Origin of the sequence: Burkholderia puraquae, assembly GCF_002099195.1 — a bacterium.
Classification (GTDB): domain Bacteria; phylum Pseudomonadota; class Gammaproteobacteria; order Burkholderiales; family Burkholderiaceae; genus Burkholderia; species Burkholderia puraquae.
The window spans coordinates 314,495-330,691 of sequence record NZ_NBYX01000001.1 but is presented as its reverse complement, the minus strand read 5'-3'; the positions used below and the strand labels follow the sequence as shown (position 1 = coordinate 330,691).

12 protein-coding genes are annotated in these 16,197 nt (G+C 62.3%); 5 read left to right on the top strand and 7 right to left on the bottom strand.

The features are described from left to right. Positions 1–7: 7 nt before the first annotated feature. The 7 genes from B7G54_RS01450 to tssH all read right to left on the bottom strand — a co-directional run bounded on the left by B7G54_RS01450 (position 8) and on the right by tssH (position 10,164). A complete protein-coding gene (locus B7G54_RS01450) occupies positions 8–2,659 on the bottom strand; it encodes a type VI secretion system Vgr family protein (protein ID WP_085037425.1) in 2,652 nt (883 codons plus the stop codon). Positions 2,660–2,819: 160 nt separating this feature from the next. Beyond that, on the bottom strand, positions 2,820–4,166 hold the full coding sequence (gene tssK / locus B7G54_RS01445; RefSeq protein WP_085037424.1) for a type VI secretion system baseplate subunit TssK: 1,347 nt from the start codon (positions 4,164–4,166) through the stop codon (positions 2,820–2,822). 31 nt (positions 4,167–4,197) lie between these two features. After that, positions 4,198–4,704: a type VI secretion system lipoprotein TssJ gene (tssJ, locus tag B7G54_RS01440; protein ID WP_085037423.1), complete on the bottom strand. Its 507-nt coding sequence runs from the start codon at positions 4,702–4,704 to the stop codon at positions 4,198–4,200. An 86-nt stretch (positions 4,705–4,790) separates the two neighbouring features. Further along, the gene (locus tag B7G54_RS01435; RefSeq protein WP_050012734.1) at positions 4,791–5,276 is read right to left on the bottom strand and encodes an Hcp family type VI secretion system effector; all 486 of its coding nucleotides are present in this window, start codon (positions 5,274–5,276) and stop codon (positions 4,791–4,793) included. Positions 5,277–5,369: 93 nt separating this feature from the next. Further along, positions 5,370–6,863 carry a type VI secretion system contractile sheath large subunit gene (gene tssC / locus B7G54_RS01430; RefSeq protein ID WP_085037926.1) on the bottom strand — a complete coding sequence of 498 codons (1,494 nt, stop codon included), beginning with the start codon at positions 6,861–6,863 and terminating at the stop codon, positions 5,370–5,372. A 26-nt stretch (positions 6,864–6,889) separates the two neighbouring features. Next, the gene (tssB, locus tag B7G54_RS01425) at positions 6,890–7,432 is read right to left on the bottom strand and encodes a type VI secretion system contractile sheath small subunit (RefSeq protein ID WP_085037422.1); all 543 of its coding nucleotides are present in this window, start codon (positions 7,430–7,432) and stop codon (positions 6,890–6,892) included. Between the two features lie 38 nt (positions 7,433–7,470). Beyond that, a complete protein-coding gene (gene tssH, locus B7G54_RS01420) occupies positions 7,471–10,164 on the bottom strand; it encodes a type VI secretion system ATPase TssH (RefSeq protein ID WP_085037421.1) in 2,694 nt (897 codons plus the stop codon). Positions 10,165–10,676: 512 nt separating this feature from the next. Here tssH and B7G54_RS01415 point away from each other — a divergent pair. The 5 genes from B7G54_RS01415 (at position 10,677) to B7G54_RS01395 (ending at position 16,137) form a co-directional block, all read left to right on the top strand. Next, complete coding sequence (locus B7G54_RS01415; protein ID WP_085037420.1) at positions 10,677–11,348, top strand: TagK domain-containing protein; 672 nt, start codon at positions 10,677–10,679, stop codon at positions 11,346–11,348. A gap of 133 nt (positions 11,349–11,481) precedes the next feature. Continuing rightward, on the top strand, positions 11,482–12,039 hold the full coding sequence (gene tssE / locus B7G54_RS01410) for a type VI secretion system baseplate subunit TssE (protein ID WP_085037419.1): 558 nt from the start codon (positions 11,482–11,484) through the stop codon (positions 12,037–12,039). A 32-nt stretch (positions 12,040–12,071) separates the two neighbouring features. After that, positions 12,072–13,961, top strand: coding sequence for a type VI secretion system baseplate subunit TssF (gene tssF / locus B7G54_RS01405; protein WP_085037418.1), 1,890 nt, complete (start codon positions 12,072–12,074; stop codon positions 13,959–13,961). Then, positions 13,961–15,034: a type VI secretion system baseplate subunit TssG gene (gene tssG, locus B7G54_RS01400; RefSeq protein ID WP_085037417.1), complete on the top strand. Its 1,074-nt coding sequence runs from the start codon at positions 13,961–13,963 to the stop codon at positions 15,032–15,034. The genes tssF and tssG overlap by 1 nt, the downstream gene beginning before the upstream one ends. Beyond that, a complete protein-coding gene (locus B7G54_RS01395) occupies positions 15,031–16,137 on the top strand; it encodes a type VI secretion system protein TssA (RefSeq protein WP_085037416.1) in 1,107 nt (368 codons plus the stop codon). The genes tssG and B7G54_RS01395 overlap by 4 nt, the downstream gene beginning before the upstream one ends. The last annotated feature ends 60 nt before the right edge of the window (positions 16,138–16,197 follow it).

Genomic DNA, 16,197 nt, shown 5'->3' with positions numbered 1-16,197 from the left:
GGCTGAGTCACAGAATTTCGATTTTCAAGGTTTCGCTGTATTCCGCCAGATGCAGCGCAGTTTCGCCTTCGGCATTGGTCACGCCCTCGAACCGACTGCCATCGGCACGCGTGATGCGATACGGCTGATAGCGTGCAATCTCATCGGAACCCTCCCAATGCAGCTTGAAAAATCCTTCGTAAATCTTCCCGAAGCTATCTGAAAACGGAATACGCATCGAATCTGCGCCCGCTTTGCTCCACTTCGCACACTTCTCCTGAATCTGTCCGGTGGTTCCGTTGACGATACCGTCTGCGGTAATGCGAATGAACGAGCCACCCACTCCCAGCCAAATCTCCTTGGACGCGTTGAGCACGATCTTCCCGTCCAGGCTGGTGACCGTCAGGTCCTTGAGCGCGGCGAGCGCCATCACGTCGTCTTGCGCCTGAATCTCGACCTTTCCCTGCGCCGCAACCAGTCGGATACCAAGCTTCGCAGCGAACAACGAAATCGCTCCCTTGATCGAGCCAATCAAAGACCTTCCAGACGACACGCTCACGTCCCGGCCTGCCGTCACCGCATGGTCTGCCTGGCTTGCAATATGCACACCTTGGGCGGCGCTCACGCCAATACCTGACGCACTCGCCAGCACGATGTCGGGGCGACTCATTTCCGGAAACGGTGCCTCACTCGGGTCGACAACACCGCCTTTTATCGCTTCGGTCTGCATCTTGATGGCCTGCGTCGCATCATGCTGGCTGACCCCTGCGTCCTGAGCGTTATGCCGCCGCGCCAGGTGCGCCAATTGCTCATGCAGTTCGCTCGCCTGGCTCAAGCGAGCCACCGTCTCGCCCATATCTTTCGCCGGCGCGCTTGCCCCTTCCCGCGCCTCGGTCGTCACGAGCATCCCCCGGTTCGCCCGCACCACGCCGTGTGCTTCCGTCGCCACTTCGAATCCGACGCCACGCTCTTGCTGTCGCCCTGTCTGCCCGTCGATGCGGGTGTTGTACCCGAGCACCAATCTCGACTGCGCGTGATCGCTCGCCACCTGAACCTGGAGTTTTCCCGGTGTGTCGTCAGCCACCACGTGGTTAGCCTGGCTGCCGGTCAAGCTCATGCTGCGCCAGCCCATCAACGCCTGATTCTTCGGCAACACCCAAGGGGGCTGGTTGAACTGATTGACCTGACGATCCGATACATACGGCTTGTCGACATCGCCTTCGTGATAGTTCACCGTCACTTCCTGACCGATGCGAGGAAGCGCCACGAATCCGAAGCCACTGCCCTGCCATGGCGACGACACTCGTACCCAGCAACTCGATTTTTCGTCGTGCGAGCCCAGCCGATCCCACACGAACTGGATTTTCACGCGCGCGTAGCCATCGACCCATATCGGCTGGTTCTCGGGGCCAACCACCACAGCAGTTTCCGGCCCGCAAGGTGGCTTTCGCTTCAGGCCGCTCCGGAAGAATGCGTGGGCTGGCTGAAGCACGAACCCCGTTGCACAGTGGTAGGGTTCTCCGCCCGTGGTCTCGTCGTTGTTACGAATATCGATTGCCGCCGCGACCACCAGATATTCGGCATTGGTACGCGTATGTGGATGTCCTTCGAGGCGAAGCGTGTGCCCCGTCGCGATTCCGCGCAGATTGCCGCGCCCCTTCGCACGCAAGCTCCCGCAACGCTCGGCATCCACACGCACACCTGCCAGATACTGCGCCTCCAGACCGTTATCGTTCGGTGTCCCGGACAGGCCCATCGTTCCTGCTAGCGGCTGCGAGTAGTCGCCCCAGCCATAGTGTTCTGCATTACTGAATGAAACATCACTGTGCCGATCGACTGCCGTCGATAGTATTGTCCGAGACTGCGTCGGATCGTAATCGACCAGACTAACCGCTCCGGCCGTGAGCACGCGCGACACGCTCAAACGATGGACGTGCTCCTCGTCGACTCGTGTACCAGCGCGTGCATGATAGAGAATCGCGTCATACATGTTCCCGTGCGGCTTATGCGATCCAGGCGAGTCGCACAACACCAACGTCGAACCATCCATGAAGTAATAGATGCCCCATTCACACCACAACCGGGTCAGGAAGTCGAAATCCGACTCCCACACCTGCCGCACGTAGTCGCGTGCAGGGTAGATGCCTTTCAAGCCAATCGCACCAAGCCGCAATTCATATTTGAACGGATAGTGGCTCGAGCCGAGAACCGCTTCCGTGATCTCGACCACGTTCTTGTCGTGAAAGATGCGGTTCTCACGGTTGAGCGTCGTGAGCCACAACCACGGCCGCACACTCATCTCGTAATACGCGCACCGATCGTCCTCCCCGGTAAACGTCAATTCGGTAATCAAGCCGACAATCTCGCGCTTGCCAGCGCCCTCGTTCCCCAACCCTGCACCGCCTGGCACGCCGGGGATGAAAGTCCCCTTTCCATCAAATTCAATCGCGATGATCACTTCGGTTCCAACCAGCTCGTCCGGCTTGATACGGTCACGCGCCTCATAGACCGGCAGCGTCGGCAAGCTCAATGTTTTCAGCTCGAGCGTAAATTCATATAGCTTGCCAAGTGCTTCTTCACCATGCAGCCTTATCGGCAGAAGGATGGACTGATGACCTGCCAGGCCAGGAAGCGCGGCGCCCGAGATCGTCAAGACACGGGACTGCGTTGGTACGTACATGGACTCCCCTTCTCAAGCGATACTGATTGATGCCATAACAGCGCCATGAAAATCCATTGCGCGCCACTACCTGTTCCCGACTCCTGCACCCGATTGCAGATGCCTCGCGTTCGGTCTGGATCTCCGTCGTCTCCACGGACACGGTTACTGTCTCTATCGATTACCCTCTCACGCCCCACAATTCCAGCCTGATCGACGGGAACTCACCTGCAACGTGCAATGCGAGGCCGCCATGCCGCACGACTTCCTCCCAAAGCGGCCCGCCCTGGGTCAATTCGTAATAGATGTAGCCCGCGTTGAATGGAATCTGCCGCGGCGGCACGGGCAGCGCTTGCAGCACGATGCCCGGCAAGTGACTGCGCACGAGGCTCGGCAGCTTGTCCGACGGCCCAGCCTTCGCCTGCGCGAGAAACTGCTGCTTCAGCGCATCGGCAGGCATTGCTGCATTCACGGCCAGCACCAGCGCGGTGAACCCTTGCATATCGACCGGATCGACCACCGCGTTACGCATGCCGTGACCGCGATCCTCGAGCGCGATGCTCTGTGCGCTGCGGACCAGCACGGCGTTCAGTAACCGGTGCGCGTCGTCGACAACCGGCTTCAGGCACACGTGCGGCGTCGTATGCTGATAAGGCGGATGCGTCTCGATCGGACGGCGCGTATCGGTGCGCAGATGCGTCGACAACTCGCCAGCCATGCCGATCAACAGCGCGTACACGTCCGCTGGCGACGTTGCCGGCACGCGCAGCAGATGCTGAAGCAGCGGCTCGTAGCGGTTGAGGATCTGCAACAGCAGGTAATCGGTAACAGTCGCCGCGCTCGCGGTGGTGTCATCGGTTCCGGCAAGGCGCTGCGCCAGCGCATTCGCGCGCAAGCGCGCGAGATCGTGAATCTTTGTGACCCAACTCGTGAGCAGGTCGCTCGCGCCGTAACCGGATACCGGCGGCACAAGCGTGTCGTCGAGCGCGATGCTGCCGTCCGCGCGGATCGTCTTCACGCACGTGAGTGCGAGACCGATCCAGGCATCGCCAAGCTCCTTTTCCGGCAGCAGGCGTACTCGCAGATTCGACAGTTGCACCGATTCGGGCGCAAGACCGATCGAGTTCGTGTCACGCAGCTCCGCGTCGAACACCTGATAGCGTGCGAGCGAATCGGGTGTATTGTCGAAGGTGGTCTCCTCGCAATTCGGCAACCGGACCGGCACGGCGAGATAGATGACCTGATCGAGATGCTCTTGCCGAATCGTCAGCGGCGGCGGCAACGGCGTGTTGCCCGGCGCATCGAATGGCGTGCCGTCGGCGAACACCCCAGCCGCCGACTTGACGACCACCTTGCCGAGCGCCAGCGCTTCATGGTCGAGCGCGTAGTGCGTGAAGCCGAAAAAGAACGGCGACAGCGGCGCCGTACGCTGATGCGCGTATTTCTCGAAATAGCGGTCCTGCTGCTGGAACAGCTGCGGGCGGAAGAACAGCCCTTCCTGCCAGGCGACCTTGGCATACCAGCTCATGCGTGCCGTCCGTTTTGTTGCGCGACGTGTTTCATTTCTTCGCTTCCGTGATCTTGACCGCCGTGGCTTCAAGATCGATGGTCAGTTTCAGCTTCGGCGTGAACAGGCGATACCACGCCTTGTCCGGCGCAGCGGGCATCGCATAGACCGCGCGCCACACCGCATTCGGCAAGTCACGATAAGCCGCGATCACCCCGATGGCCTTCGTGGCCGGATCGGGCCGGCGTGTGAACGTCCGGTGCTCGCCAGGGCGCAACTGCAACTCGTCGCGCTTCGCAACGTCGTCGGCCAGCACCGTTTTGTCCTGGGTCTGCAGCGTGAAAAAGTCGGCCGTCTCGAAGGCGCCGTCGTTCTTCAGTTCGTAAATGCGCACGACGATCGGCGCAGCCCTTCCCCGGTCGTCGGGATTGACGTCGGGCAGCGCGTTCACTCGCATGTTGAGCCGGATCGGCTCCTTCGGCTTCGGCTCGCCACTGCTTGCACAAGCGCAAAGCGCGAGCGCGCAGGTGAATGTGGCGACGGTCAGTATCAAACGCATGCAGCGATGACCCCTCGTTGACAGTACGGGCGCCCGGCAACCGGCGAAGGCGATGTGCCCGCGCCGGTTGTGAGGCATCCACGCGATTACGCTTCCTTGTTGCCCTTGATGTCGAAGCTCGCGGTCACGGCACCACCGCTGCCGCCCTGCGCGTTCTGCACGACGTACTCCTGCTTGACCTTCGCGAACGACAGCGACACCGACTCACGGCTCTTTTCCGCGTCGTTCTTGCTGCCCGACGGTTTCACGCGCGTGACGATCACGTCGCTCATCGTGAGCTTCAGATACTCAAGCGGGTTGCCGCCGGCCTTGCGCATCACCAGCGTTGCCTGGTCGATGTGCTTGCCCGTGAGCGCGTACTTCATCAGGTTCGGGCTGGCGCGGTCGATGTTATGTTCGAACGTCAGATCCTTGACCGTTGCCTTGCCGGCACCGCCGCCGCTACCGGCGTGCATCGTCGATTCCTGCTGGATATCCCACTCCCAGGTCAGAACTTCGATTTCGTCCTTGTGCTTGTCGTCGAGCGATTCACCGTTGATGCCGTCGATCTTCAGGAAAATGTCTTGTGCCATGCGTAGTACTCCTTTTATTAAGTGGTTGTAAACCGGCCGATCATCGTCTACCGAAGCCATTCGATGTCCGGCCCTGCTGCGCCTTCCGGATGGTTAAGCCGCTTCCTTGATCGACGGCAGCTTCGTTACGAGCCGCAGCGAGACGGTCAGCCCTTCGAGCTGGAAGTGCGGGCGCAGGAAGAATTTCGAGTTGTAGTAGCCGGGGTTGCCCTCGACCTCCTCGACCACCACTTCAGCGGCCGCGAGCGGCCGGCGCGCCTTCGTCTCCTGCGACGAGTTGGTCGGATCGGCGTCGACGTAATGCATGATCCATTCGTTCAGCCAGCGCTGCATGTCCTCGCGCTCCTTGAACGCGCCGATCTTGTCGCGCACGATGCACTTCAGGTAGTGCGCGAAACGCGAGCACGCGAACAGGTACGGCAGGCGTGCGGAAAGGTTCGCGTTGGCCGTCGCGTCCGCATCGTGATACTCGGCCGGCTTCTGCAGCGATTGGGCGCCGATGAAGGTCGCGTGATCGGTGTTCTTGCGGTGCACGAGTGGAATGAAGCCATTCTTCGACAGCTCGGCCTCGCGTCGGTCCGAGATCGCGATTTCGGTCGGGCACTTCATGTCGACGCCGCCGTCGTCGGTCGGGAACGTGTGGGTCGGCAGGTTCTCGACCGTGCCGCCCGATTCGACGCCGCGAATCAGCGAGCACCAGCCGTACTGCTTGAACGAGCGGTTGATGTTCACGCCCATCGCGTATGCGGCGTTTGCCCAGCCGTAGCGACCGTGATCCGAACCATTCGTGTCTTCCTCGAAATCGAATTCGTCGACCGGGTTGGTCTTCGCGCCATACGGCAAGCGCGCGAGGAATCGCGGCATCGCAAGCCCCACATAGCGCGCATCTTCGGTGTTGCGCATCGAGTTCCACGCGGTGTATTCGAGGTTCTGCGTGAAAATTTTCGTCAGGTCGCGCGGATTCGCCAGTTCCTGCCACGACTCCATCTGCAGAACCGACGGTGCGGCGCCGGTGATGAACGGCGTGTGCGCGGCAGCCGAGACCTTCGCGATCGAGCCGAGCAGATCGACGTCCGGCGGCGTATGGTCGAAGTAGTAGTCAGCAACGAGACACCCGTACGGCTCGCCGCCGAGCTGGCCGTACTCCTGTTCGTATATCTGCTTGAAGAGCGGGCTCTGATCCCAGGCCAGGCCCTTGTAGCGGCGCATCGTGCGATGCAGCTCGGCCTTCGAGACATCCATGAAGCGGATCTTCAGGTGCTCGTCGGTTTCGGTGTTCGCCACGAGGTGATTCAGGCCGCGCCAGGCGGATTCGAGCGCCTGGTAATCCGCGTGATGCAGGATCAGGTTGATCTGCTCGGAGAGCTTGTGATCGATCTGCGCGATGATCGCCGCAATGCTCTTGTACGCATCGTCGCTGATCGTCGCCGTCTGAACCAGCGCCTGCTCGGCGAGCGTCTGAACGGCCAGTTCGACGGCCTCGCGCGCGTCGTCGGTCTTCGGGCGGAACTCGCGCTCCAGCAACTGAGTGAAATCGGACTCGGTGGCTGTCTGCGCAACTGCGGACCGTGCTTCCTGTTTCGCCATGATGGTCATCCTTTGTCGGTTCGTTGTCAGTTGTTGCCGTCTTGCTCGACAGTTTCGTCCGCTTGCCGCTCGGGCTTCGGCGCGGCGGCCAGCGATTTAAGCAGCGCCGGGTCTTGCAGCAACTGCGTAACAAGCGCCTCCGCCCCCGACTTGCCGTCCATGTAGGTTTGCAGATTGGCGAGTTGCGTACGCGCTTGAAGCAGTTGGCGCAGCGGCTCGACCTTGCGTGCGATCGCGGCAGGCGAAAAATCCTCCATGCTCTCGAAGGTCATGTCGACCATCATCTGGCCGTCGCCCGTCAGCGTGTTCGGCACCGCGAACGCGACGCGCGGCCGGATCGCCTTCATGCGCTCATCGAAATTGTCGATGTCGATTTCGAGAAAATGCCGATCCGATACCGTCGGCAGCGGTTCGACCGGATGCTTGCCCGACAGATCGGCGAGCACACCCATCACGAACGGCAGCTCGACCTTCTTCTCCGAGCCGTAGACCTCGACGTCGTACTCGATCTGCACACGCGGCGCACGGTTGCGCGCAATGAATTTCTGCGAACTGCTGGAAGCGGCCATGAATGAAGCTCCTGAACGGTGGTGGTTGGACGGCGAGCTCAGCGAACCGGCTCGTCTGAATGAAGGGCGGTTGGCTCGAACGTGAGAGCCTGAGTCGGCGCGCCGGACGGGTCGACCACGCCTATCGCAATGCGCGACAGGGTCTGCTTCGACGCGAAGGCATCGAGCCACAGCGCGGACAAGCGGGGGAGCACATGCTGCTCGATGAATCCGATCAACACGCGTGCGCCGGTCTCCTGCACGAGACAACGGCCGACGATGTAATCGACGACATCCTCGCCGTACGTCAGCGCAATGTCGTGGCTGGCGACCATACGCTGGACGACGCGCCCCAGATGCAGGCGAACGATGCTGGCGAGCGTACCGTCGGCAAGTGGCCGATAGGGCACGACGGTCACGCGCCCGAGGAATGCCGCAGGGAAAGCCTTGAGGAGTTCGGGCGTCAGCGCTTCCCGCAAACCATCCTGATCCGGCGCAAGCGACGGATCGGCACAGAGGCCCGTGCTCAGTTCGGAACCGACGTTGCTCGTGAGCAGGATCGTCGTATTGCGGAAATCGATATAGCGGCCGTCGCCGTCCTCCATGTAGCCCTTGTCGAATACCTGGAAGAACATCTCGTGCACGTCGCGGTGGGCCTTTTCGATCTCGTCGAGCAATACGACCGAATACGGGCGGCGGCGCACCGCTTCGGTCAGCACCCCGCCCTCGCCGTAGCCGACATAACCCGGAGGCGCACCCTTCAGGCCCGAGACGGTGTGTGCCTCCTGATACTCGCTCATGTTGATCGCGATCAGGTTCTGTTCACCACCGTACAGCGCTTCGGCGAGCGCCAGCGCGGTTTCCGTCTTGCCGACGCCAGAGGGCCCGGCGAGCAGGAATACTCCGAGCGGTTTCTTCGGGTTCGTGAGACCTGCGCGTGCGGTCTGCACACGTTCGCCAATTTGACGCAGCGCGTCAGTCTGGCCAATCACGCGTGCCGCGAGCGTGTCGGGGAGCGTGCGCACCGCGGCGACCTCGTCGGTCACCATGCGGCCGACAGGGATTCCGGTCCAGTCGGATACGATTGCCGCGACGATCGCCTCGTCGACCTCGGGGAAGACGAGCGGCGCATCGCCTTGCAGCGCCGCGAGCGCGCGTTCGAGTTCGCGCAGCTTCGGAAGCGCTGCCGCGTCGTCCGGCGGGGTTTCGCCGTCGTGGGGTTCAATGGCTTCGCGCGCGGCCAGCAGCGTCTGTGCGGCAGCCGCCTGAGCGCGCCAGCGATGCTCGATCGCCGCCTCTTCGCTCGCCAACGTATCGATGCGCGCGCGCACGGCCGTCAGCGCCCTGTCGGTATCCAGGCCGATGCGGGCTTCCTGCACGAGCAACGCTTCCTCGGCACGGGCGGCCGCGAAACGCTGGCGCACATCGTCCAGTTCGCGCGGCGCGGCATGCTGCGACAGCGCCACGCGCGCACAGGCGGTGTCAAGCAGGCTGATGGCCTTGTCCGGCAGCTGACGCGACGGAATGTAACGGTGCGAGAGCGTCACCGCCGCGCGGATCGCTTCGTCGAGCACCACGACGCCATGATGCCGCGAAAACGTTTGCACGAGCCCGCGCACCATATCGACCGCGGCAGCCTCGGACGGCTCCGCAACCTGCAGCACCTGGAAGCGTCGCGTAAGCGCCGGATCTTTCTCGATGTGGCGTTTGTACTCGGCCCAGGTCGTCGCGCCGATCGTCCGGATCGTGCCACGTGCAAGCGCGGGCTTCAGCAGATTGGCGGCATCGCCCGTACCCGCTTGACCGCCCGCACCGATCAGCGTGTGAATCTCGTCGATGAAGAGGATCACCGGCGCCGGGGATTTTGCAGCGGCTTCGAGCAGCCCTTTGAGGCGCGCTTCGAACTCCCCTTTCATGCTCGCGCCAGCGAGCAATGCACCAACGTCGAGCGACAGCAGTCGCACGTCGGCCAGCTTCGGCGGCACATCGCCGGATGCAATCGCGCGGGCAAGTCCTTCCACGACGGCCGTCTTGCCGACGCCGGCCTCCCCTGTTATCAGCGGATTGTTCTGCCGACGGCGCAACAGGACGTCGATCATCGTGCGAATCTCGAGTTCACGGCCGATGACCGGATCGATCTCGCCCGCGCGAGCGCGCGCTGTCAGGTCTGCGCAGTACTGGTCGAGCGAACCGCCCTTCGATACGACTGGAATCGCTCCGGACGCCTCGCCCGGCGTTGCCATCGAAAAGTCGCTGTGGTCGTACGGTGCATCGGCGGCTTCGGGCGAGCCGTCGATCCATGCAGGCAATTCATCGCGCAGCCTGTCGACAGGAATTTTGCCGAACGAGGGAGAGATTGACAGTAGAACGCGCCGCAACTCGGGCGTCGAGACAAGCGCAGCGGCGAGCCATGCGCCGCGCACGCGGCGATCGCCATGACTCAGCGTCGCGAGCACCCACGCGCGTTCGATCGCCGTCTCGATGTGCCACGAGAAATCGCTGATCGAACTGGCGCCGGCCGGCAGCGCGGCCAACGCTGTTGCGAAATCCCGATCCAGTGCGTCGCGATCGATGCCGGCGTGCCGCACGATGCGATGCAGATCACTATCGGGTTGCTGCATGAGCTGATGCAACCAGTGGACGAGTTCCACGTACGGATTACCGCGCAGCTTGCAGAACTGTGTCGCCGATTCGATGCTGCGGTAAAGCTGAACCCCGAGCTTGCCGAACAGCACCTGGCGTGAAATCGTCATGCGAACCTTCTTGTTGTTGATTCGGTATGTTCCTCGCTCTGGCCGGAGCGATCAGGAATCCTACTCAGGCGGCATTGGTCTACTGCCGCGTTTCAAACATAAAGAATATGAAAGCCTCTCAGGCCGCGCATTATTTCAATTATTTCTTGCCGCCGTCAACCCATAGAAATGGGCGAGCCCCCACCGAAACATTCCCTGCCGACCTATTCCAAAAAAGATATTCCCCCGGTCACCCGCACCGCTCAATAACGAAATTACGCCGGGCGGCAAGACCTCCAATCCATTGATTTAAATGACAATCTTTACAACCAATGTGAGCTCTATTTTTTACGATCCCTCATCGAGTGCCACTCTATCTTGATATTCAACAAGATAAATTCCGTCACCCTATTAATCTATTATTTCGAGATTAAATCTCGATAATTTTTTAAAATAGAGATAACCAATTTAAAAATGGACGGATCACACACCCCCATGAGTAAAATGCGCATTCCGTCATCACTGACTCTTCCATGCGCTCATTCCGCTTGCCATGGCACCGCGAACCCGACACCTCGCTTGCCGAGCCCGCGCTGCGTAACGATTCGTGCGATCCCGAGAAGCAAGAAGACGGCGCCTGCTCTCTGCTGTTCCAACCATCGGATCTCGCGGGCCGCAATAAGTCGATCCTCGATCTGATCGGCTGCCACGGTATGAGCGGGCATGACGTCCGGGGAAAGCGCGGCACCGGATCGCAGGCGATGCCGTTTCCCGAGCACACCGACGCCCTCTTCGAAACGCTTCATGCGCAATACTGGCGCGCGCTGACGGACCCGCACACCGCCCTGTCCGGCTCATGGGGCGAACAGCTGGACTCCCCTGCGACACCTGTTGCCTCAGTGATGCCCGATTTGCACGACGTGCAGCCGACGCCGACAAACCCAGCCAGCGCTGGGTCCATCGAAGTGCTGCTATCAGGCAAGCACAATCTCGAGGACGCGTTCGGACAGCTGGAGCAGAGTTTGATGCGTGGTCTGGAAGTCGAATCCGTTCCGGAAGTGTTGCGCCTCTTTGCGCCGGCCGAATTCCATGCGGCCCAAGCCCGCCGCGCCCCACCTCTGCCGCCCGCGCTCACCCGGCGTGAGCATCACGCGCTGTCGGTCGACAGCCCGCTGTCCGCGCCGGTACGCAAGGACGAAGCATGAAGAGGCCATTTGCAGCCGGAGAGCCGTCCGGTCACGCGCTGGACAACGGATCGCGGCGATTTCGGTCTCTTCGAACTGGCCCGCGCATCATTTGGCTCGTGTGTGGCGGCCACCACCACCGGAGAACCGGTCGATGACTGAACGCAAGCGGCATCCCGCGCGGGGCGACTCGCTCGTCGCGCGCCCGCCACGACGAGCAAACGCGCATCTGATGCCGACGCTGCTTGACCGGCTGCGGGACGACGCGCCGCATCGACTCGTCGAAGCCCCCGAAGAATATGCCGTCACGCGCAAGCAGATGCGCGATATCGTCCAGCGCGATCTCGCCTATCTGCTGAACACGACCAGCATCGAAGACCGAATCGAGCGCGAGCGCCACCCGCAGGTGGCCGCGTCCACCGTCAATTTCGGCGTGCCACCGCTCGCCGGCACCTTTCTCGCGTCGCGCCAGTGGAACGACATCGAGCAGATGATCCGGCGGGCCATCATCGATTTCGAGCCGCGGCTGATCGCCGACTCGCTGGTGGTGTCGCCCCATCAGGGTGACGACGCCAGCGGTCATCACAATGTGCTCGCGTTCGAAGTGCGCGGCCTGGTTCACATGGACCCGTATCCGCTCGAATTCATGGTGCAGAGCTCGCTCGATCTCGAAACGAGCGAGATCCAGATCACCGGCATGCGCTCCGGGTAGACACGGCATAACGACAAAACGAGACCTTTCCGATGGACCCGCGACTACTCGACTATTACAACCAGGAACTCATCTACATGCGCGAGCTCGCCACCGAGTTCGCACAGGCACACCCGAAAATCGCGCGCAGGCTCGGCATGCAGGCCGGCGAAGTGGCAGACCCCTACGTCGAGCGTCTGATCGAGTCGTTCTGCTTCATGGCCGCACGCATGCAGCTCAAGCTCGATGCGGAGTTTCCGCGCTTCACGGGGCGGCTACTCGAAGTGATCTACCCGAATTACGTCGCGCCCACGCCGTCGATCGCGGTCGCGCGACTGTATCCCGGCCAGGCCGAAGGCAATCTGGCCGCAGGCTACCGTATCGCGCGCGGCACGTCGTTCAAGGCACGGGTTCCCGATGGCGAAAAAACCGCCTGCCAGTTTACGAGCGGCCAGGACGTCACGCTCTGGCCGCTCACGATCACCGATGCACGCCTGACGGGCATTCCGCCCGACATCCCGGCGCTCGATCGCTATGTTCCGCCCGACCGACAGGTGCGCGGCGCATTGCGGCTGCGGCTGGCGACGACAGGTGACATGCGCATCGCCGATCTGAAGGGGCTCGATCGGCTGCCCGTGTATCTGGCCGGCGACGAACAGGTCGCCTCTCACCTGTTCGAGCTGCTGCACGTCGCCGGCGTCGCGTCCGTGATTGCCGCGCCGGGTGAATTCGGCGTACCGGCGCGCGCTCCCGCCGCCGTGACGCACGGCGCGATCGAACACGAGGGCTTGCGCACCGATCAGAACTTGCTGCCACTGACCTGGACGAAGTTTCACGGCCATAACCTGCTACACGAATACTTCGCGTGCCCGGCGCGGTTCTGGTTCTTCGCACTCAACGGTCTGGCGGAAGGGCTGTCTCGCGTGAACCGCCGTGAAGTCGAAATCGTCGTGCTGCTCGACAGAGCGCCGGGCCAGCTCGCGAACCTCGTCAATGCGTCGCGTTTCGCACTGTTCTGCACGCCCGTCATCAATCTCTTCAAACGGCACACCGACCGCATCGAGATTTCTCCCCGCGAGACCGAGTCTCATCTGGTGCCCGCCCGGCTCGCACCGCTCGATTACGAAGTGTTCTCGGTCGAGACTGTGCATGGACAGGTCGCTGCAACCTCGAACGAACTGGAATTCCGCCCGCTCTATCAGACACTGAACAACGACGAAGGTAATCACGGCCGGTACTTCTCGACACGGCGCGAACGGCGTATCGTGTCCGATTCTGCGCGTCGTTACGGCACACGAACGCCCTATGTCGGCACCGAAGTGTTCCTCTCGCTGGTTGATCAAAACGAGGCGCCGTATGGCAAGGACATCCGTTTTCTGTCGGTCGTTGCGCTGCTGACGAACCGCGATCTCGCCACGCTCGTGCCGCGCAATGGCGTGCGCGACCTGGCAACCGACGCGTCCACGCCAGTCGAAAGTATTGGTCTCATTCGCCCGCCGAGTCCGCCCAAAGCGCCGTATGCGGAGCGAGAGATGGCGTGGCGCCTGATCCGCCAGCTCAACTTCAACTACCTGCCGCTCGAAGGCCTCGATCACCGCGACGGGGGGCAGGGATTACGCGATCTGCTGCGCCTGACCGTGTCGAACGACAACAATGAACAACTGCGGCAGATCGAAAGCCTCGTCGGCGTCAATACTCGTGCGGTAACTCGCAAGCTGCCGGGCACGGGCCCAATGACGTTCGGGCGTGGCATCGAGTGTGCGGTAACGGTCGACGAGACCGGTTTCTCCGGTGTGAGCCCCTATCTGTTCGGTACGATTCTCGAGCACTGGCTGGCACGGCACGTGTCGATCAACAGCTTCACGCAGACCGAATTGCATTCGATGCAGCGTGGCCGTATCGCACGCTGGCCCGTACGCACCGGGACACGCGGGGTGCTGTGATGGAACGTGCCACTCTGCCGGCGCTCGTGCGCGACAGCATGCTTTCGCCCGACCTGCTGAAGCGTATTCAAACGGAGCCGTGGCGCTTCGGGTTCCTGTCACTGCTGCGACGCATCGGCGCGAATCCCGCGGTCGACCCGGTCGGCACCGCTCGCCGACCACAGGCCGAGCCGTTCCGGCTCGGACAACAGCCGAGTCTCGCTTTCGCGCCGCGCGAAATCGCCAGCGTCCAGGAAGCGGCGGGACGGCTCAAGTTGCGGCTCTTCGGTCTCGGTATGCTCGGGCCGAACGGGCCGATGCCGATCCATGTGACCGAATGGGCGCGTGAACGCGAAGAGAGCCGTCGCGACACGACGACGGTCGACTTCTTCGACATCTTCCATCACCGATTCCTGACGCTGTTCTATCGCGCGTGGGCATCGGCACAGTCGACAGCCGGTCTCGACCGGAAAAACGACGAGCGGTTTTCGTTCTACATCGCGAGCCTGACGGGCCACGACACCACCGAAATCGGGCGGCGGCCTTTGCCCTCGCACGCTCGACTGGCGGCCTCCGCGCACCTCGTACGCGAGTCGCGCAACGTGGACGGACTGCGCGCCACACTCGAGCACTACTTTGGCGTGCCGGTCGCGATCGACGAGAACGTGTTCCACTGGATCGAGATCGCCCCGGCCGATCAGGGACGCATGGGCCGGCCGGGCCCCGCCGCGACGATGGGGCAAGCCGCGATGCTCGGTCGCGTGGCGCCGGACCGTCAGCACCGGTTCCGCATCGTGATCGGCCCCATCGATCTCGACGCGTATTTGCGCTTCACGCCGCAAGGCGAGGATCTGCCGCGCCTCGTCGAATGGGTGCGTGCATTCGTCGGCTACGAACTTGAATGGGAACTTGAACTGCGCATCAAGCCCGAAAGCGCGCCGCCGGCCGTGATGGGCGGCCGGCAACGCATGGGATGGTCCGGATGGCTGGGGCGCCCGAGATCCGACCGGCCGATTACCGGCATGCGGTTCGAACCCGAGCGTTACGTGCGGCATTTCGAACAACGCACGACTGAATCCGACAATCGACCATGAGCAAAAAGCAATCAACCCGACAGTCCGTATCCGGTCAAGGTACCGCGAACGACACGCCGCATCACGACTGGCTCGCGCCCGTGAGCGATTCCATGCCCTGCGGCCCGGACCTCGAATACGACCACGATTTCGTCGTGCTGTTCGCGAGTGCGGCACCCAGACAGGACGTGCAGTACGGCGCGTTCGTCGGCGCACCCGATCCCGTCAACTGGAGCGAGCTCGAGCGCGACTGCCGGCGGCTCATGCTGCGGACGAAAGATATTCGGGTCGCCGTGCTGTATACGCGGTGTCGCACACGGCTCGCCGGTGCCACAGGTCTCGCAGATGGCACGAGATTGTTGGCCGCCTGGCTCGATGCGTTTGCCGAACAGGTACATCCACAGCCCGATGCCGACGGGGGGCGCGACGCCGCACGTGAAATGCGGATGAATGCGATACAGGCGCTCGCCGATCCGGAGGGACTGCTTGCAGACGTGCGCGAGATCGTGCTTTCGAAGTCGACACGCGCGCGACTGCAGGTGCGCGATGTCGAGCGTGCCTTTGCGCATCCTCGCCCCGCCGATGCCCTCGCGCCCGAGTCCGTTACACAGCAGTTGCTGGATGTGCGCGCCCTGCAGCCCGAGGTGATGGCGGCTTTCGATGATGCGATTACGCATCTCGCTGCAGTCGATGCGTGGTGCGCCCGTCATCTCGAAGGGTATCTACCGGATCTGGCGTCACTCACGCGACTCCTCGGCAAGCTGAGTGTCGCCCCGTCGGCGAACACACTCGAACAGGTGGAAGAAGCCCACGATCCTGCGCTAGCCCACGACGAATCGTCAAAGAGCGATGCGTCAGTGCAGCTCGAACCGGTGAATGACCGAACGGTTGCCGCCACTGACCACATAACGGCCCAAGCGAGATCCGCACCGGCGGACCGCCAGGCCGCGCTCACGCTGATTCGTTCGGCGCGAACGTGGTTCGAGACCCACGAACCCAGCAGCCCGATTCCCGTGTTGCTCAAACGTGCGGAGCGGTTCGTCGGCAAGCCTTACGCTGAGGTCGTCACGGCAATTCCAGCCGAGCTTCTGGCGCAGTGGGAAGCCACGGAAAGTACCGAGTAACAACAGACGACTGCCATGAGCTAGATTCGCGCATCACGCTTTCACCCGCTCAACGCGGTA